Source organism: Lentzea indica (assembly GCF_012184385.1).
GTDB lineage: Bacteria > Actinomycetota > Actinomycetes > Mycobacteriales > Pseudonocardiaceae > Lentzea > Lentzea indica.
The window spans coordinates 1-18,182 of the sequence record NZ_VSRL01000181.1; the positions used below are offsets into that span (position 1 = coordinate 1).

Here is an 18,182-nt window from a genome sequence, read left to right on the forward strand (position 1 = left end):
CCCGCCGCGGCACCGGCCGGCCCCGGCCGGGTGAGGCGTGTCGCCGGCCACCGAGCCACTCAGCTGGTCGCCGTGGGACTGCTGGGCCTTGTCCTCGGCGGCGGCATCGTGGGAGCGATCTCGGCCAACCGCTTCGACGACCACGGCCGCCCTGGCCACGTGCGGATGTACGACCGTGGCGACCGCGGACCTGATCGCGGTGACCGTGGTGACCGCGGTGATCGCGGTGATCGCTTCGATGAGCGCGGCCCGTTCGGCGAAGGACGTCCCGGCGACCGCTTCGAGCGGTAAACCGACCGAGCGCACGACCTGCGTTTCTGCCCGAGTCCCCGACGACGCAGGTCGTGCGCTCCCCTAAGTCAGGAACGCACGCCAAAGCCGGATTAGTCCCCCTCGTTCTGCCGCGGCGTGCGTTCCGCCCTAGTCCCTAGTTCGAGTGCGGCTGCGGTCCCAGCCGGATCGCGAGCAGCTGACGCCGCAGCACTTTCCCGGTCGCGTTGCGCGGCAGCTTCGGCACGACCACGACCTCGCGCGGCACCTTGTGCCGCGCCAGCCGGGTCCGCACGAACTCGCGCAGCTCCCGCACGTCGATCCGAGCACCCGCCACCGGCACCACGAAGGCGCGCAACCGTTGCCCGTACTCGGGATCCGGCACGCCGAGCACCGCCGCGTCGCGCACGCGGTAGTGCGTCATCAGCAGGTTCTCCACCTCGACCGGGTACACGTTCTCGCCGCCGGACACGATCATGTCGTCCTCGCGGCCGTCGAAGTAGAGCCGTCCGCTCGGGTCGAAGTGGCCGAGGTCGCCGGTCGCGACGAGGTCGTCGATGCGTTCCTTCTGCGAGCCGTCGGTGTACTCGTCGACGGTCAGCGAGCCGCGCACGAAGATCCGGCCCGTCACGAACGACCGGGTGATCCGGTTCCCGTTCTCGTCGTAGATTCGCACGATGCAGTTGTGCGGTGGCATGCCGACGCTCGACGGCGCGGCCTCGAGATCGTCCGGTGTGGCCACGGTGGCGACCGCGACCTCCGTTGAGCCGTAGAGGTTGTAGAGCACCGGCCCCAGCACCGCCTGCGTGCGGTGCACGAGATCCGTCGACAGCGTCGAGCCCGAGCAGAACACCACGCGGAGGTGGCTCAGGTCGAACGAGTCCAGCACGGACCGGTCGAGCTCCATGATCCGCTGCAGCATCGTCGGCACCATCACGATGGTCGTGCAGCGCTGGCCCTGCACGGACCACAGCGTCTTGCGCGGGTCGAACCGGCGCTGCAGCACCGCTCTGGATCCCAGCGACATCGCGAGCGTGAGGTGCGAGTAGCCGACGGAGTGGAAGATCGGGGCGGCGATGAACGTCGACTCGCCCGCCTTCATCGGGATGCGGTCGAGGAAGTCGGACGCGGTCAGCACCGACTTGATCTCGCGCGCCGTGCCCTTCGGCGTGCCGGTGGTCCCGGAGGTCAGCTGGATCACGACGCCGGGCTCGCGCGGCGGCTCCAGTTCCCCGCGCGGTGCCTTGGCCACCAACTGGTCGAGAGTCGGCGTGCGACGGTCGAGGCCGTCGCGCGACCACGCCAGCCAGCGCGGGATCGTCGGTGGCAGCTGGTGGAAGAGCGGTGTGAACTCCTCGTCGTGAATCACGACTGACGCGCGTTCACGTTGCAACAGATCGAGCACGACCGGAGCGCCGAAGCCGGTGTTCACCAGCAGCACGCGGACTCCGAGTTTCGCGCACGCCAGCAGCGACTCGACCATGCCGCGGTGGTTGCGGCACATCAACGCGACGATGTGCGTGTGCTGCACACCTAACGCGCGCAGGCCCTGTGCGATCGCGGTGGAACGCCTGTCGAGCTGTCTGTAGGTGACCGATCCACGTTCGTCGACGACCGCGACACCGTCCGGATTCAGCCGGACGGAACGGCGCAGTGCCGTGACGTTCGGCCCCCAGACCTGGACCTCTCTCAACGCCTGCATGGACATCTTGAAGTTCGTGAGACTCACCATGCCCGCGGCGGACAAGACACGGAGTGAGTGCACCCGGCCCATGGCGTCGCGAAACACCTTGCGCAACCCTGGCATCAACAGCTCCTCGCGCTGCAAGTCCCCGAGGTATTCGGACGGTAACTGTCCGCAAGGCTCACGCCAAGTGTTGAGCCATGCGGAATGTGCATGACAACGGGACATTCGAACATGTAAACGTTTTCACGTTGCCCGGTTCACGCCCGGACCTTCCGCTTTGTTGCCAAAGCAGGAGTCTGACCGGTCAGACCAAAAGCCTCCCTAGACGAGGAACCCGCGCAGCAGCGACGCCGTTCCGTCCAGGTGTTCGGCCATCGCCTGACGCGCCGATGCCGGGTCTCCGTCCAAAATGGAGGTGATGATGCGCTCGTGCTGGGCGTTGGAGTGCACAAGGTTCGGTTCGAGCAACGGGATGCTGTCCAGCAGCTCGTTGGCGCGCATCCGCGACTCGGCGACGGCGGCGGTGAGCGACGCGGACCCGGTGGCCTCGGCGATCGCAAGGTGCAGGCGGGAGTCCTTGCGCCGGTACTCCGCGAGCGACGCGGTGGACGCTTCCTCCAGATGCGCACGCAGCCCACGTCGTTCCGACGGCCCCAGCGACCGGCCCGCCGCGGTCTCCGCAGCGCCTGTCTCCAGAACCTTCCGCAACGTCAGCGCGTCGTGGATGTCTCCGAACTCCTTGCCGGGAGCGGGCTTCGGGATTTCGGCGTTGACGAACGTGCCGCCGTAACGACCCCGCCGCGACTCGACATAGTTGTTCTCCTGCAACGATCTGATGGCTTCGCGCACGGTCACCCTGCTCACGCCGAGCCGGGTGGCGAGTTCCCGTTCGGACGGCAGCCGCTCACCCGGCGCGACGACGCCGAGCCGGATGGACTGCATGAGCCGTTCGACGGTCTCCTCGAAAGCGTTGCCCGCCCGCACCGGGCGGAACAACGCCTCCTGCGCGTGCTCCATTAGAGCGGTGTCACGTACGCGCCGGCGATGCCGCCGTCCACGAGGAAGTTCGACGCCGTGATGAACGACGAGTCGTCGGACGCCAGGAACGCCACCGCGGCGGCGATCTCGGTCGGCTCGGCGAACCGGCCCAGCGGCACGTGCACAAGCCGGCGTGCGGCCCGCTCCGGGTCCTTCGCGAACAGTTCCTGCAGCAACGGCGTGTTGACCGGCCCAGGGGAAAGCGCATTCACCCGGATGCCCTCGCGCGCGAACTGCACACCGAGCTCACGGGACATCGCGAGCACGCCGCCCTTCGAGGCGGTGTAGGAGATCTGCGACGTTGCCGCGCCCATCGTCGCGACGAACGACGCGGTGTTGATGATCGAGCCCTTGCCGTTGGCCTGCATGTGCGGGATGGCGTACTTGCAACACAAATAAACCGACGTGAGGTTCACCTTCTGCACGCGCTCCCACGCCTCGATGCCCGTCGTCAGGATCGAGTCGTCGTCGGGCGGCGAAATACCGGCGTTGTTGAACGCGATGTCCAGCTTGCCGTAAGTGTCCACAGTGGTCTGGAAGAGCGCTTTCACCTGCTCCTCATCGGTCACGTCGACCTGGACGAAAAGCCCGCCGACCTCGTCAGCGGCCGCCTTGCCCGCGTTCGGGTCGACGTCCGCGACGACGACCTTCGCGCCCTCGCTCGCGAACCTGCGCACGGTCGCGAGTCCGATGCCGCTGCCGCCACCCGTCACGACGGCCACGCGGCCCTCGAGTCGCTGCACCATCTTTTGATCTCCTGTCAGGTAGCGATGAAGACGTTCTTGACTTCGGTGAAGGAATCCAGCGCGTCCGGGCCGAGCTCACGGCCGAGGCCGGACTGCTTCACGCCACCGAACGGTGTCCAGTAACGGACGGACGAATGCGAGTTCACCGAAAGGTTTCCGGCCTCGACGGCCCGCGACACCCGGATCGCGCAGCCGACGTCGTTGGTCCAGATCGAACCGGACAGCCCGTACTCGGAGTCGTTCGCGATCCTGATCGCGTCGGCCTCGTCGGTGAACGGCAGCACGACGACGACCGGTCCGAAGATCTCCTCGGTCACCGTCCGGTCATCCAGACTCGGTGTGAGCACCGTCGGCGGGAACCAGAATCCCGGTCCGTCCGGTGCAACGCCCTGAAACGCCACCGGTGCGCCGTCTGGGACATAAGACGACACCTTTTCCAAATGAGACGCGCTGATGAGCGGACCCATCTCCGTCTTCTCGTCGCCGGGCGCGCCGACGACCAGATTCTTCACCGCGGGCTCCAGCAGTTCCATGAACCGGTCGTAGACGCTGGCCTGCACGAGGATCCGCGATCGCGCGCAACAGTCCTGCCCGGCGTTGTCGAACACCCCGTACGGTGCCGTCGCGGCCGCCTTCTCCAGGTCGGAGTCCGCGAAGACGATGTTCGCCGACTTGCCGCCCAACTCCAGCGTCAGCCGCTTCACCTGGTCCGCGCAGCCGGCCATGATCTGCTTGCCGACGCCCGTCGAGCCGGTGAAGACGACCTTGCGCACCAACGGATGCGTGACGAACCGGTTGCCGACGACGCTGCCCTTGCCCGGCAGCACCTGGAAGACGTCCTCGGGAATGCCTGCTTCCCGCGCCAGCTCGCCGAGCCGGATCGCGGTCAGCGGCGTCAGTTCCGCGGGCTTCAGCACGACCGTGTTGCCGGCGGCGAGCGCCGGGGCGAACCCCCAGCCCGCGATCGGCATCGGGAAGTTCCACGGCACGATCACGCCGACGACGCCGAGCGGCTCGTGGAAGGTCACGTTCAGCCCGCCGGGAACCGGGATCTGCTTGCCGAACAACCGCTCCGGCGCGGCCGCGTAGTAGTGCAGGACGTCACGGACGTTGCCCGCCTCCCAGCGGGCGTTGCCGATCGTGTGCCCGGAGTTCTCGACCTCCAGCCGCGCCAGCTCTTCGTTGTGCGCGTCGACGAGCTCCGCGAACCGGCGCAGCAGCCGGGCCCTGTCGCCGGGCGCGACGTTTCGCCACGTCTCGAACGCCTTGTGCGCCTTGACGATCGCGGCGTCGGTCTCGTCGAGACCGGTGTGCGGGACTTGCCGCACCAGCTTCTCGGTGGCCGGGTTGATGACGTCAAAGGTCACGCTTTTCTCCTTGCAACGCCTACGAGCGCTTCGAACAGCCTCAGGTCTTCGACGTCCTGCTCCGGGTGCGACTGCACGCCGAGGACGAACCGCGCGCCTTCCAGCTCGACCGCCTCGACCGTCCCGTCGGGTGCCCTGGCCGTCACACGGAGCCCGTCCGCGATCCGGTCCAGCGACTGGTGGTGATGGCACTGGACGGTGGTCCGGTCGCCCAGGATCCCGTGCAGCGCGGTGTCCTTCGAGACCTCGATCTCGGTGTGCTCGAACACCGCGGGCGCCGGGTTGTGGCCCTCGACGTGCTGGTGCAGCGTGCCGCCCAGCGCCACGTTGAGCACCTGCATCCCCCTGCACACGCCGAGCACCGGCAGGTCGAGCTTCAGCGCGGCCTCGACGAGCGCGAACTCCGCGTCGTCGCGGTCGCGGCGCGGTTCGCCGGTCATGGGGTGCGGGTCGGCACCGTAGGCGGCGGGGTCGACGTCCGCGCCGCCCGCGATCACCAGTCCGTCCAGGAACGCGATGGTCTCGGCGGTCCAGGTGCCGACCGGCGGCAGCATGACCGGGTTGCCGCCTGCCTCGACCACGCAGTCGAGGTAACCGCGGTAGAGCACCGCGGCTTCCACGTCCCAGTGGCCGAAGCGCGTGCGCTCCAGGTAGGTGCTGATGCCGATGAGCGGCTTGGACGGCTTAGAGGCGCTCAAAACCCCGTACCTTCTCCCAGTCCGTGATCGCCGCCTCGAACGCGTCCAGCTCGATCTTGGCCGCGTTCAGGTAGTGGTCGACGACCTCCTTGCCGAACGCCTCCCGCGCGATCTCGCTGGCCGCGAACAGGTCAGCCGCTTCGCGCAACGTCGTCGGCACGGTCGCCCGGTCCGAGGCGTAGGCATTGCCGATGAACTCGTCCTCCAGCGCCAGCTTCCGCTCGACACCGTGCAGGCCGGCCGCGATCAGCGCCGCCACCGCGAGGTACGGGTTCACGTCGCCACCGGGTACCCGGTTCTCGAACCGCAAAGACTGGCCGTGGCCGACGACCCGCAACGCGCACGTGCGGTTGTCCCTGCCCCACGCCACCGCGGTCGGCGCGAACGAACCCTTCACGAAACGCTTGTAGGAGTTGATGTTCGGCGCGAGGAAGTAGGTGAACTCCCGCAGCGCGGCCAGCTGGCCGGCCAGGAAGTGCTTCATCATCTCCGACATGCCGTGGCCCTCGGCGAAGACCGGCTCACCGTCCTTGGAGCGCAAGGAAAGGTGAATGTGGCAGGAGTTGCCCTCGCGTTCGTTGTACTTCGCCATGAACGTGAGCGACTTGCCCTGCTGCGAAGCGATTTCCTTGGCGCCGTTCTTGTAGATGGCGTGCTGGTCGCACGTCCGCAGCGCCGTCGTGTACCGGAAGGCGATCTCGTGTTGACCGGGATTGCACTCGCCCTTGGCCGACTCGACGACCATGCCCGCGCCTGTCATGCCGTTGCGAATGGCCCGCAGCAACGGCTCAACGCGCGCCGTGCCCAGCAACGAGTAGTCGACGTTGTACTGGTTCGACGGCGTCAAATTGCGGTAACCGGCGTTGAACGCCTGCTCGTACGTGTCGTCGAAAACGATGAATTCGAGCTCGGTGCCGACGTAGCACTCCAGCCCGAGCGCGGCCAGCCGGTCGAGCTGCTTGCGCAGGATCTGCCGCGGCGAGGCGACGACCGGGTCGCCGTTCTCCCACACGACGTCGCACATGACGAGCGCGGTGCCCTCCTGCCACGGGACGCGGCGCAGCGTCGCCATGTCGGGCTTCATCACGAAGTCGCCGTACCCGCGGTCCCAGCTCGACATCGCGTAGCCGCTGACCGGGTTCATCTCGACGTCGACGGCGAGCAGGTAGTTGCAGCCCTCCGCGGAGTGCCCGAGCACCTCGTCGAGGAAGTACTGAGCCGCGCACCGCTTGCCCTGCAGGCGACCCTGCATGTCCACGATCGCGACCAGGACCGTGTCGATCTCACCGGTGTCCACGGCCTCGCGCAACTCCTCGACGGTCAGCATCCCGCGTTCCTCCAAAGGTATGTCAGCGAGCCATTGGCCGCATCATCTTGACACCACCGGGTGCCGAGCGCCACCCTCAACCACCGGTTTAAAGGACTAGTAGGAGTCCATATGGCCAAGCACGTCGAGTACGAGAAGGTGGGCGACGAGTACCTGGAGCACCGACAGCTGAAACGGGGTGCGGCGGGCTGGGTCCTGCTGGCCGGGCTGGGTGTCTCCTACGTCATCTCCGGCGACTTCGCCGGGTGGAACTTCGGCCTCGCCCAAGGCGGCTGGGGCGGGTTGCTGATCGCCACGATCCTGATGGCGACGATGTACACGTGCATGGTTTTCGGTCTCGCCGAACTGGCCTCCGCACTGCCCGTCGCGGGTGCCGGCTACGGATTCGCGAGGCGCGCGCTCGGCCCGTTGGGCGGGTACGTCACAGGTATCGCGATCCTCATCGAGTACGCCATCGCGCCCGCGGCGATCTCGGTGTTCATCGGCGACTACGTCAAGGCGCTCGGCCTGCTCGACGCCACGTGGCCGGTGTACCTGGCGTGCTACGTGATCTTCGTGGGCATTCACCTCTGGGGCGTGGGCGAGGCGCTGCGGCTGATGTTCGTCATCACGGGCATCGCGGTCGTCGCCCTGGTCGCGTTCGTGGCGGGCATGATCCCGAAGTTCGACTCCGCCAAGCTGTTCGACATCGGCGACGGCTCGTTCCTGCCGATGGGCGTCACAGGTGCGTGGGGCGCGATCGTGTTCGCGATCTGGTTCTTCCTCGCGGTCGAGGGCGTGCCGCTGGCCGCGGAGGAAGCGCGGGATCCCAAGCGCGACATGCCCCGCGGCATCATCGGCGCGATGGTGGCGCTGCTGGTGTTCGCCGCCGCGATTCTTCTGGTCGCACCGGGTGGCGCGGGTTCGAAGGTGCTGGAGGCGTCCGGCAACCCGTTGCCCGAGGCGGTCCGCGCGGCCTACGGCGGCGACAACTTCCTGGCGCAGCTGGTGAACTACGTCGGCCTGGCCGGGCTGGTCGCGTCGTTCTTCTCCATCATCTACGCCTACTCGCGGCAGCTGTTCGCGTTGTCCCGCGCGGGGTACCTGCCGCGCTGGCTGTCGAAGACCGGCAAGCGCAAGACCCCGTACCTCGCACTGATCGTGCCGGGCACCATCGGGTTCGTCCTGGCCACGGTCATGAAGACGGCCGACCCGGTGACGGGCGGCGCACGGCTCATCAACATCGCGGTGTTCGGCGCGGCCTTGTCCTACGTGCTGATGATGTTGTCGCACATCGTCCTGCGCAAGACGGCACCGGAGCTCCATCGCCCGTACCGCACCCCTGGCGGTGTGGTCACCACGAGCATCGCTCTGGTTCTGGCCGTTGCGGCGGTGATCGCGACGTTCTTCGTCGACGAGATCGCGGCGGCTGTCACGGCGGGCATCGTGCTGATCGCCGTTGCCTACTACTGGTTCTACAGCCGTCACCACCTCGTGGCGAACGCTCCGGAGGAGGAGTTCGCGGCGATCGCCAAGGCGGAGGCCGAGCTGGACTGACTCGGGCGGTGAGTGGTTCCGGGCGGGACCACTCACCTTCGAGCAGGTCGTGGCAGGATCGGTCACGTGAGTGACATTCAACGAGTGGGAGTCGTCGGTTCCGGCCTCATGGGCTCAGGAATCGCCGAGGTGAGCGCCCGCGCCGGCCTCGACGTCATCGTCGCCGAGGTCAACGTGGACGCGGCCGAGGCCGCGAAGGGGCGGATCGCCTCGTCGCTGGCCAGGGGCGTGAAGTCCGGCAAGCTCAGCGAGGAGGACCGGGAGGCCGCGCTGGGGCGCATCCGGTTCACCACCGACATCGGCGAGTTCGCCGACCGGCAGTTCGTGGTCGAGGCGGTCGCCGAGAACGAGCAGATCAAGACCGACGTCTTCACCGCGCTCGACAAGGTCGTGAAGGACGAGGACGCCATCTTCGCGTCCAACACGTCGTCCATCCCGATCATGAAGCTGGGCATGGCCACGAACCGGCCGGAGCAGGTCATCGGCGTGCACTTCTTCAACCCGGTGCCCGTGCTGAAGCTCGTCGAGATCGTGCCGTCCCTGCTGACCGGCGCCACCACCCAGGTCCGGGCGGAGGCGTTCGTGCGCGGCACCCTCCACAAGGAGGTCATCCGCTCGCAGGACCGCGCAGGCTTCGTGGTCAACGCGCTGCTGATCCCCTACCTGCTCTCGTCGATCCGCATGCTCGAGTCCGGCTTCGCCTCGGCCGACGACATCGACAACGGCATGGTGCTCGGCTGCGCGCACCCGATGGGGCCGCTGCGCCTGACGGACCTGATCGGCCTCGACACCACGAAGGCCATCGCCGAGTCGATGTACGACGAGTTCAAGGAGCCGCTGTACTCGCCGCCGCCGTTGCTGCTGCGCATGGTGGACGCGGGCCTGCTGGGCAAGAAGTCAGGCCGCGGATTCCACAACTACGCGAAGTGACCTACGCGAAGGGCCCGCTCACAACACGAGCGGGCCCTTCGCGTGAAAGCACCTAGACAGCCGCTTCCAGCCGGTTCATCGAGTGCTGGATGAGCCCCACCAGCACGGCCTTCGAGGACTCGCGGTCCCGCGCGTCACACAGCATCACCGGAATGGCCTCGTCGAGGTCCAGGGCGTGCCTGACCTCGTCCACCGTGTAGAGCTGCGACCCGTCGAAGCAGTTCACGGCGACGATGAACGGAATCCCTCGATGCTCGAAGAAGTCGATCGAAGGGAACGACGAGTCCAGCCGCCGCGTGTCCACCAGCACCACGGCGCCGATCGCACCGGTCGCCAGTTCGTCCCACATGAACCAAAACCTGTTCTGGCCGGGCGTCCCGAACAGGTACAGCACCACCTTGGTGTTGATGGTGATGCGGCCGAAGTCCAGGGCCACCGTGGTGGTGTCCTTGCCCTCGATGCCGGCCAGGTCGTCGACGTGCACACCGGCCTCGGTGAGCAACTCCTCGGTCCTCAACGGCGGGATCTCGGAGACCGACGCGACCATGGTGGTCTTGCCGGTACCGAACCCACCTGCGATGACGATCTTGACCGCGGTCGGCACGGTCAGCTGGTCGTCAGATCCCACGAACACCATCCAGTACGGCCTGCAGGAGATCCCTGTCGGGAATATGGGGGGAGGAGTTCTGCACGATCACGTCACCGCGCTCGATGAGGTCCGACAGCAGGACCTTCACCACTATGAGCGGGACGTCGAGGTAAGCGGCGACCTCGGCGACCGAGAGGGGACGTGCGCACAGGGCCATGATCTCGCGATGCTCGACCGTCAGCGACGTCTGGTCGGACGTAAACGAGGAGGCTCGGACCTGCGTCACGAGGTGCAGATGAGGCGCGTTCGGCCGGGTGCGGCCGCGCACCATGGCGTAGGGCCGCACCAGCGGCCCCGCGGCCTCGTCGTACCACCAGTCCTCCCGCGCGGTCATCAGCGCGACTCACGCGCCGAGGGAACTGTTGCCGTTTCCGCGCGCGGGGCCGACGAGAGGTACGTGCCCACCCGCTTGACCAGCATGTTCATCTCGTACGCGATCATGCCCATGTCGGCGTCCTCTTCGCCCAGAACGGCGAGACACGCTCCGTGGCCCGCCGCTGTGACGAACAGGTAGGCGTGCTCCATCTCGACGATGGTCTGCCGCACCGCGCCGCCGCCGAAGTGCCGGCCGGTGCCGCGGGCGAGCGACTGGAACGCCGAGGCCATCGCGGACAGGTGCTCCGAGTCGTCGCGGGACAGCCCGGCCGAGCGGCCGAGCAGGAGTCCGTCCGCCGACAGCACGACCGCGTGACGGGCGCCGACCACGCGCTGGATCAGGTCCTCCAGCAACCAGTTCAGTTCGCCGTGCTGGCTGGTGTTGTCCTTCATGACGAGGGGGCTCCTTCTGATCTCCAGTCGTCAGTCAGCCGGGCGTCACGGGTGCCGCGCTGGAACGCGGCGAGCCCGTCTCGGGTCCGCTCGGCCGACTTTTCGCCGGTCACCGGGTCGGCGTGCGGCGTCTCCTCCGGCTGCATGAGCTGCGGCGCGAGGTTCTGCCGCTTCTTCCTGCGGGGAAGCGGTGTCTTCCCCTCAGCGGGAGGTGCCGCTGGGGGCTTTTCGTCCACTGATGCCACTGTTTCGGAAACGGCTGGGGGAGCCGTTGCGTTCAGTGCCGCCTGCACTTCGGGGGTCACCGTCACCGGGAAGCTCGGGTGTTCCTCGACGTGGCCGTGGTGGTGGTCGTGGAACGACCGCACCGGCATCTGCGTGGTCTCGGTGATGTCGCCCGCGGTGTTGTGCGGGGCGACGATGTTCGGCGGCAGCACGCACAGCGCGACCGTGCCGCCGTAGGGCGAGTCGCGCAGCTCGACCTTGATCCCCCGCCGCGCGGCGAGCCTGGCGACGACGAACAGTCCCAGCCGGGACTCCCCCCGGAACGCCATCGTCTCGAAGTCCGGCGGATTGGAGAGCTTCGCGTTGGCCTGGAGGCGCTCCTCCTGCGTCATGCCGAGCCCGTGGTCCTCGATCTCGATCACGATCCCGTGCGGCACGGCGTTGGAGTGGATGATCACCTCCGACCGCGGCGACGAGAACGCCGTCGCGTTGTCGACGAGCTCCGCGAGCAGGTGGATCGTGTCGGCGACGGCGACACCGACGAGCGCACGGTCGGGCACCGGGTTGACCCTGACCCGGACGTACTGCTCGGTCTCGGCGACGGCGGAGCGGATGACGTCGCTGAGCCGCACCGGCTTGCGCCACTGCCTGCCGGGCTGCTCCCCGGCGAGGATGATCAGGTTCTCCGCGTTGCGGCGGGCCCGCGTCGCCAGGTGGTCGAGCTGGAAGAGCGAGTCCAGCTGCTCGGGGTGCTCCTCTTCGCGTTCCAGCTTGTCGAGGATCTTGAGCTGCCGGTGGACGAGTCCCTGGTTGCGGTGCGCGATGTCGAGGAAGACCCGGTTCACACCCTCACGGGCCTGCGTCTCCTTCACCGCGGCCGCGACCGCCGTGTACTGGGCGGTGTTGAACGCGTCCGCGACCTGGCCGATCTCGTCGTTGCCGTAGTCCAGCGGCGGCATGTCGCGGTGGACGTCCACCTGCTCGCCACCGCGCAGGCGCGCCACGATGTGCGGCAGCCGTTCCTGCGCCAGCCGCAGCGTGTCCTCCCGCAACGAGGCGAGGCGCGTGATCAGCGCCCGGCTGACCAGGCGGTTCGAGATGCGCAACGCCAGCACGATGCCGACGACGACCGCGAGCAACGCGATGAGGCTGCCGATCAGCACCGCGGTGAACCGGCTGTTCGCCTTGGCGAGACCCAGGTCGGAGGCGTCCTCCGCCTGCCGGACAGCGATCCCGACGAGCCTCTCGTGCACCGGACCGGCCGCTGTGCGCCACTGCTGCTCGGTGACCGTCGCGTCGCCGTTGATGATCCGGCCTTCGAGGTCGAGCAACGTCCGGTACTCCGCGCTGCCGCGCAGCGTGTCGTACTGCTGGCGGGCCTGCTCCAGCGCGAACGGGATCGTGGAGTCGACACTCGAGTGGTAGGCACCGATGAGCCGGACGAACTCGACTCGCTCGGCCGGGGTGAACTTGCCGTTGAGCAGCCCGCGTGAGCCGATCGTGGCGCCGCGCGACAGCCAGTCGGCGGCCTGGAAGATCGTGACGGCGTGGACGCTGGACTGGCCGGCCTCCGCGTCCGGCACCAAGCGTGCCTGGCGGGAGAACAGCGCCACGCCCGCGTCCAGGAGGCTGTTGTAGTAGTCGTAGACGGCCTGCGGGTTCGCCGACCCGGACACGACCTGCGAGCGCTGCTGCGGCAGTTCGTTCAGCACGGAGTTGAGCGCGTTGATCCGTTCGACGATGTCCTGGGGCGAGTTGTCCGAAAGATCCGCGAAGGCGTCTTTCATCTTCCTGACCGATTCGTCGGTCGCGTCCTGCTGCCCCTTCAACGTGGCCGCGTCCACACCGCCTGCCTTGCTCAGCAGAACGAGGCTCAGCTGACGTTCCTTCTGCAGCCCGACGAACGCCTCGGAGGACGGGGTCGTCACGTCCTTCACACCTGACGCGATCGAACGCATGTAGAAACCGTCGAAAACGGTGTACGAGGAGAAAACCGCCCACATGACGAGCAGTACAACGCTTGGTACGACCACGACACCGGCCAGCCGCGACCGAATGGTCCGGTAGTTGGTCGGTGTGTAACCGCTCTTCTCGTTCACAGCGCTCTCACGGTCTCCTGTGTCCCACGGCCAGCGCTGCGGGTAACCCGAGTCACTCCTTCGGCTCCAATACGGTAACAAGTAGAGATCATCGTTACCCAATGACAGCGATCACACGCAGTACGCGGTTGGCAGGCTACCCAGTGGAGTGAGCGGAGCAACAGCCAGTCCGGGGGTTCTCACAACGCAAGAACCCCCGGACGGGCTAGTTCCTGTGCTCGTTCTACGGGCGTTCGATGGCGACGACGTTGTAAGTCGTCTCGGGCGTCGGCGGCGTGGTGAAGCGAGCATTCGGCAGGTAGAGGCGCTTGCCGAACGCGGCGACCGTCGTGGGAACGTCGAACCGCGCATCCGTTCGTTCCGCGGCGAGAGTCGCGCCATCACGGCTGAGGGTGTAACGCGCGACTTTGTTCAGCCTGTTTTGCACCACGAACAACTGGCGTCCCTCACGCAACAGACCGTCACCATTGGTGAGTGTTTGACCGTGCAAATTCACGCTGATCGTTTTGCCGGTCCTGGGATCGATCCGGAACAGCTTGCCGGTGTTGCTCTGCACGGCGATCAGGCCCCCGCCGAGGCCCGTGACGATGCCGTTGAGGTTCGTCGCGCCGGGCGTGACGACGAGGTCGCCGGTCAGCTGCAGGGTCCGGTGCGGCTTCAGGTTCAGCGGCACTTCGTAGAGCACCGCCTTGCGCGAGTCGGTGAACCACGCCGACCTCTCGGTCAGCACGACGTCGTTGACGAACGTGTCCGCGGTCGCGAACTGGAACTTCGCCAGCAACGCGCCGGTGCGGGTGTCGTAGACGCGAGCGTCGCCGCCCACGCCTCCCGCGACCCACAACCTGCGCTTGTCGTCGACCTTCATGCCGAGCGACGGCGTGCCCGGTCCCTTGGCGAGCACCTCGCCCTTGCCGGTGCGCAGGTCCGCCGCGTAGATCGACCCGTCGGCCCGCGACCCGAAGTAGGCCGTGGTGCCACTGATCGCGATGCCTTCCGGCTGCCACCCGTTCGGCAGGGAGAACTCCGTGGGAAAGTGCTTGGACGCGTCTGCGGTGGCCGGCGCGGCCGCGGTGAGCGTGACGCCCAGAACCGCCGCGAGCAGGACACCGAATCTGCGGTACATGCCGCCTCCTATCGGATTGGGTTGCGCCCCTGATCCTTCTCCAGCTCGGCGGCGTCACCGGAGTTTTCTCAGCAATCCGACATCTCTACAGCTCAGCGGCGGCCTCGGCGATGAGCTCCAGCGACTCGCCCTCGCCCAGTGCCATCTCGCGCAGGCTCGCGAACCGGTGCGAGCACTGCTCGGTCAGGCCAGGGTCCTCGACGTACTCGCCCTTGATGAACGTCTCGAGGTACGCCACGTCGTTGTGCTGGCGGTGCGGGAAGCCGAGCAACGTGAACGGCGACCCCATCGCCGGATAGGCCCCTGCGCCGCGCGGCACGACCCGAACGCTCACCGTCGGATGCTCGCTGACCTCCATCAGGTGCAGCAGCTGCGCCTTCATCACTCGCGGCCCGCCGACCACCTGCCTCAGCACGGCCTCGGGGAAGACCGCCTGCACGGTCAGCGGGTCCTTGTCGCGCTTGCGAGCGGACCACGACTCCCTCACCCGCGCCAGCCCGGCACCCCGCCGGGGATCGTCCACCCGCGTCACCGCGGTCGTGTAGTCGGCCAGCTGGAACACGGCCGGCACGAGATCCGTCGTGAACGCGCGCAACGACGTCGCCTCGAACACCAGATGCCCGAAGTCCGCGGCGGGATCGAACGGCTCCGCATCGCGCTGCCCAGCCCGGTGCCGCTCGGCGTACTGGGCCTGCAGCACGACCTTCTGCCACTCCAGCGCGGGCACCCCGTAGACGTATCCCAGCGCCATGATGTCCAACACGGCGGACGGCTGCACCGCGTTCTCCATCGTGGACAGTTTCGCGCTGCTGAACCCCACTCGCATGCCCACCTCGGTGAGGGTGAGACCCCGCTCATCGCGCCAGTTGGCCAGGCTCCGCCCAATGGCGCGTTCGAGCGGCGTGGCCCGGAAATCTTTCGGCATGCACCAAAGCTTAAGACGAATTGCCGGGCGTTCTTGCGAGGCCCCATGTGGACAAAATTTCAGACCCCCCAATCGGGTCTTCTGGCCCTCACCTGCGGTTTCAGGGCCAGTAAAGGTGGTTCACACCTTATGGAACCTGTCATCATCTTCGCCATACACACCGACAGAAGGACACACACGACGCGTATAGAAGAATCTGATATTTGAGACGGATCGAAGCCGAGTTGAGACGCGGATCGGGCCTCCAGGCCTGACCGACGCGCTAATGTAAAACGACCTGCCCCGGCTGGCACCGGGACAGGTCGTGGGTGAAGCAACCTCTAGACGGGTACTGCTGAAGATCCCCACTTGTAGGAGTCCGTGCGACACTCCGAGTCGAGCGCATGGACTGCGGGCTCGCCCGCGTGCTCGGTAGCCGCCGTAGCCTGCGTGCTACCGGGCACCCCAGCGACCACCAGGGTCGCTACTAGTACAGCGCTGCTGAGCAGCCTTCTCTTATGCACATGCGGATCTTGCCAAAGCGGATTGTGATCTGCGTCGCGGGGTAGCGCAAAGCAACGACCTCTTGTTGGAGCAACCCGTTCGGCTAACCATCTCGACCCGATCGTCGGGTGTTCCGGTCATCACGTCATCGGAAGGACACTCTCAGTACATGATCGGCCGATCGGGTGGCGTTATTCCACGAGGCCGCTCTCGAACCAGGTCGCCGGTTGCTCCATTCGTGACGACGGCAGGGACGGGCCGCTCAACGCCACCTGCTCGTCGAGCTGAGCCGCCGCCGACCGTGCCCGGTCTTCGTCCCCGATATCTCGGTATCCGCGGTAGGCCTCTTCGAGGTGCTCGATCGCCAGGTCGTGCTCGCCGGCCTTCCAGTTCAGCTGGGCGAGCAGGTCGTGCGACCGCGCCTCCAGCTCCCGGTCGTGCTGCGTGCTGAGCTTCAACGCCTCGGTCGCGTAGATCAACGCCCGGTCCAGGTCGTCGTGGTCCCGCGCGATCGCCGACAACACCAGTCGCGCACTGGCCAGCCCAGGCTGGAAATGGGCCTGGGCATACCGCGCGAGGGCCTCGTGGCAGTTCGTCCTGGCGGAGAAGTCGTCACCACTTTCGCGGGCCAGCCCTGCGAGCGCGACGAGCGCGTCCGCTTCGCCCTTGTAGTCGCCGATGCGCTGGCGGATGAGTCGGGACTGGACGAGGTGGACGGCCGCCTCGGCGAGCCTGCCGCCCTCCCGGCACGACAGTCCCATGCGGAAGTGGATCCCGCTCTCCGTGTCCGCGAACCCGTCCGCGAGGACGAGCGCCTCCCGCAGCAACGCCAGCGCTTTCGGCACATTGTGGGCGCCACGCAGGCAGTCGGCCTTGTTGCGCAGCAGGACGGCGAGCGCCTCCGGGTCGTCGTGGTCGCCGAAGAGCCGCTGCGCCCGGTCGAGCAGGCGTTCGGCGGTCGCGTAGTCGCGCAGTTTGAGGTGGACGTAGGCGAGGTTCGTGACGGTCTGCGCCTCCCCCACGACGTGGCCATCGACGTGCGCGGCCTCCGCGGCGGCGGTCATCATGGCCACCACCTCCCGGTAGTGGCCGTACCTGACCACCAGCTCGCCTACTCCGTTGGCGATACGCCAGACGTAGCCCGCCTGCCGCGAGGCGCGCAGCACACTGACGATGCTGGCCTTGGAGCCCGCGACCCACCTGGCGACCTCATCCTCGTCCGCGAACTCACCGGGCTGCACACCTTCGGGCAGCGGCAGCATCGGCACGCCGTCGCGGAACCCGAACACCTTGCGGTCCGCGTTGTTGGCGGTGTGCAGGTACCAGCCCAGCAGCCGCGTCATCGCCGCGTCCTGCTCCGCCTGCGGTTCGTCATGTGCGATGCGATCGGCCGCGTACTCGCGCAGCAGGTCGTGCATCCGATAGCGATCTCCGTCGACGGTGTCCACCAGTCGCTTCCACACCAACGAGTCCGCGAGCACGCGGGCTTCCCCGATCGGCAGCCCGGCCAGCGCGGCGACCACGGGCAGCGGAATCTCGTGCGACGGGTGCAGCCCGAACAACCGGAAGAGGTGTGCCTGCTCGGGTGTCAGCGCCAGGTAGGACCGTTCGAACTGGGCGCGAATACCGTTGTCCTGCAACGACAACAGCGTTCGGCCATCGGTCAGCGAGTCGAGCAGGTCAGCGAGCGACCTGTCCGGCTGCGCGGCGACCTGCTCACCGATCAACTGCATCACCAGCGGCATGCCACCGGTCCGTTCGGCGAGACGCACGACGACGTCCGGCGCGGCGACGGCACGGTCACCGAGGCGTCCGGTGAGCCAGGCGGCGATCTCCTCCGACGCCAACGGCAGCACGGTGAAGGCACGGGCGTTGTGTTGCAGCACAAGTGAACTCATCCTCGCGCGACTCACCACGAGGACGACCGACGTCGACAACGCAGGCAGCAGAGGTTCCACGCCGTCGACGTCGTCAAGCACCACGAGCATTCGCCGGGTGGCCAGCAGTTCGCGCAGCCGTGCGATACGTGCGGACGCCGACGGGATCGGCTCAATCGACACTCCGAACGCCACGAGCAGGTCCGCGACCACTTCTGCCCCGTCGGCGTGCGAAGCGAACCAGCAGCCGTCGGGGAAGCGCTGATGCACGCGATGCGCCCAATGCACCGCGAGAGTGGTCTTGCCCATGCCCGGCTGACCGTCCACACAGATCAACCTGGGCACAGGGCGAGGCGGCACCAGAGCGTCCAAATCCGATAACAGGTTCTCACGTCCGACGAATACGTCGACGTCGTGCGGCAAATAGCGCGGTC

The 18,182-nt window shown here is 67.3% G+C and carries 16 protein-coding genes; 2 read left to right on the plus strand and 14 right to left on the minus strand.

The window, feature by feature from the left end; translation table 11 throughout:
- The 7 genes from FXN61_RS34695 to FXN61_RS34725 all read right to left on the minus strand — a co-directional run.
- Window positions 1-306: hypothetical protein (locus FXN61_RS34695; protein WP_167978174.1), on the minus strand; the 306-nt coding region annotated here is incomplete at its 3' end.
- Window positions 307-427: 121 nt separating this feature from the next.
- Window positions 428-2,077, minus strand: a complete 1,650-nt coding sequence (locus tag FXN61_RS34700; RefSeq protein ID WP_167978175.1) for an AMP-binding protein — start codon at window positions 2,075-2,077, stop codon at window positions 428-430.
- 201 nt (window positions 2,078-2,278) lie between these two features.
- Complete coding sequence (locus FXN61_RS34705; protein ID WP_167978176.1) at window positions 2,279-2,974, minus strand: FadR/GntR family transcriptional regulator; 696 nt, start codon at window positions 2,972-2,974, stop codon at window positions 2,279-2,281.
- Window positions 2,974-3,741: a 3-oxoacyl-ACP reductase gene (locus tag FXN61_RS34710; RefSeq protein WP_167978177.1), complete on the minus strand. Its 768-nt coding sequence runs from the start codon at window positions 3,739-3,741 to the stop codon at window positions 2,974-2,976. The genes FXN61_RS34705 and FXN61_RS34710 overlap by 1 nt, the downstream gene beginning before the upstream one ends.
- 14 nt (window positions 3,742-3,755) lie before the next feature.
- Window positions 3,756-5,108 (minus strand): aldehyde dehydrogenase family protein, encoded by a 1,353-nt coding sequence (locus FXN61_RS34715; RefSeq protein ID WP_167978178.1) that lies wholly within the window; start codon window positions 5,106-5,108, stop codon window positions 3,756-3,758.
- Window positions 5,105-5,806, minus strand: a complete 702-nt coding sequence (locus FXN61_RS34720) for a gamma-glutamyl-gamma-aminobutyrate hydrolase family protein (RefSeq protein ID WP_167978179.1) — start codon at window positions 5,804-5,806, stop codon at window positions 5,105-5,107. Before FXN61_RS34720 ends, FXN61_RS34715 begins: the two co-directional genes overlap by 4 nt.
- On the minus strand, window positions 5,793-7,133 hold the full coding sequence (locus FXN61_RS34725) for a glutamine synthetase family protein (protein ID WP_167978180.1): 1,341 nt from the start codon (window positions 7,131-7,133) through the stop codon (window positions 5,793-5,795). Before FXN61_RS34725 ends, FXN61_RS34720 begins: the two co-directional genes overlap by 14 nt.
- Before the next feature lie 111 nt (window positions 7,134-7,244).
- Between FXN61_RS34725 and eat the strand changes: the two genes are divergently transcribed.
- Both eat and FXN61_RS34735 read left to right on the plus strand, forming a co-directional pair.
- Window positions 7,245-8,669, plus strand: a complete 1,425-nt coding sequence (eat, locus tag FXN61_RS34730) for an ethanolamine permease (RefSeq protein ID WP_167978181.1) — start codon at window positions 7,245-7,247, stop codon at window positions 8,667-8,669.
- Window positions 8,670-8,735: 66 nt separating this feature from the next.
- Complete coding sequence (locus FXN61_RS34735; RefSeq protein WP_167978182.1) at window positions 8,736-9,599, plus strand: 3-hydroxybutyryl-CoA dehydrogenase; 864 nt, start codon at window positions 8,736-8,738, stop codon at window positions 9,597-9,599.
- A 52-nt stretch (window positions 9,600-9,651) separates the two neighbouring features.
- Here FXN61_RS34735 and FXN61_RS34740 read toward each other — a convergent pair whose 3' ends face one another.
- The 7 genes from FXN61_RS34740 to FXN61_RS34770 form a co-directional block, all read right to left on the minus strand.
- Window positions 9,652-10,236 (minus strand): GTP-binding protein, encoded by a 585-nt coding sequence (locus tag FXN61_RS34740; RefSeq protein ID WP_167978183.1) that lies wholly within the window; start codon window positions 10,234-10,236, stop codon window positions 9,652-9,654.
- On the minus strand, window positions 10,217-10,582 hold the full coding sequence (locus tag FXN61_RS34745) for a DUF742 domain-containing protein (protein WP_167978184.1): 366 nt from the start codon (window positions 10,580-10,582) through the stop codon (window positions 10,217-10,219). Before FXN61_RS34745 ends, FXN61_RS34740 begins: the two co-directional genes overlap by 20 nt.
- On the minus strand, window positions 10,582-11,016 hold the full coding sequence (locus FXN61_RS34750; RefSeq protein ID WP_089913172.1) for a roadblock/LC7 domain-containing protein: 435 nt from the start codon (window positions 11,014-11,016) through the stop codon (window positions 10,582-10,584). The genes FXN61_RS34745 and FXN61_RS34750 overlap by 1 nt, the downstream gene beginning before the upstream one ends.
- Window positions 11,013-13,340, minus strand: coding sequence for a sensor histidine kinase (locus FXN61_RS34755; protein WP_312878215.1), 2,328 nt, complete (start codon window positions 13,338-13,340; stop codon window positions 11,013-11,015). Before FXN61_RS34755 ends, FXN61_RS34750 begins: the two co-directional genes overlap by 4 nt.
- A 223-nt stretch (window positions 13,341-13,563) precedes the next feature.
- Window positions 13,564-14,463 (minus strand): SMP-30/gluconolactonase/LRE family protein, encoded by a 900-nt coding sequence (locus tag FXN61_RS34760; RefSeq protein WP_167978185.1) that lies wholly within the window; start codon window positions 14,461-14,463, stop codon window positions 13,564-13,566.
- An 85-nt stretch (window positions 14,464-14,548) separates the two neighbouring features.
- Complete coding sequence (locus FXN61_RS34765; RefSeq protein WP_167978186.1) at window positions 14,549-15,388, minus strand: helix-turn-helix domain-containing protein; 840 nt, start codon at window positions 15,386-15,388, stop codon at window positions 14,549-14,551.
- 674 nt (window positions 15,389-16,062) lie between these two features.
- Window positions 16,063-18,182: NB-ARC domain-containing protein (locus tag FXN61_RS34770; RefSeq protein WP_223165725.1), on the minus strand; the 2,120-nt coding region annotated here is incomplete at its 5' end.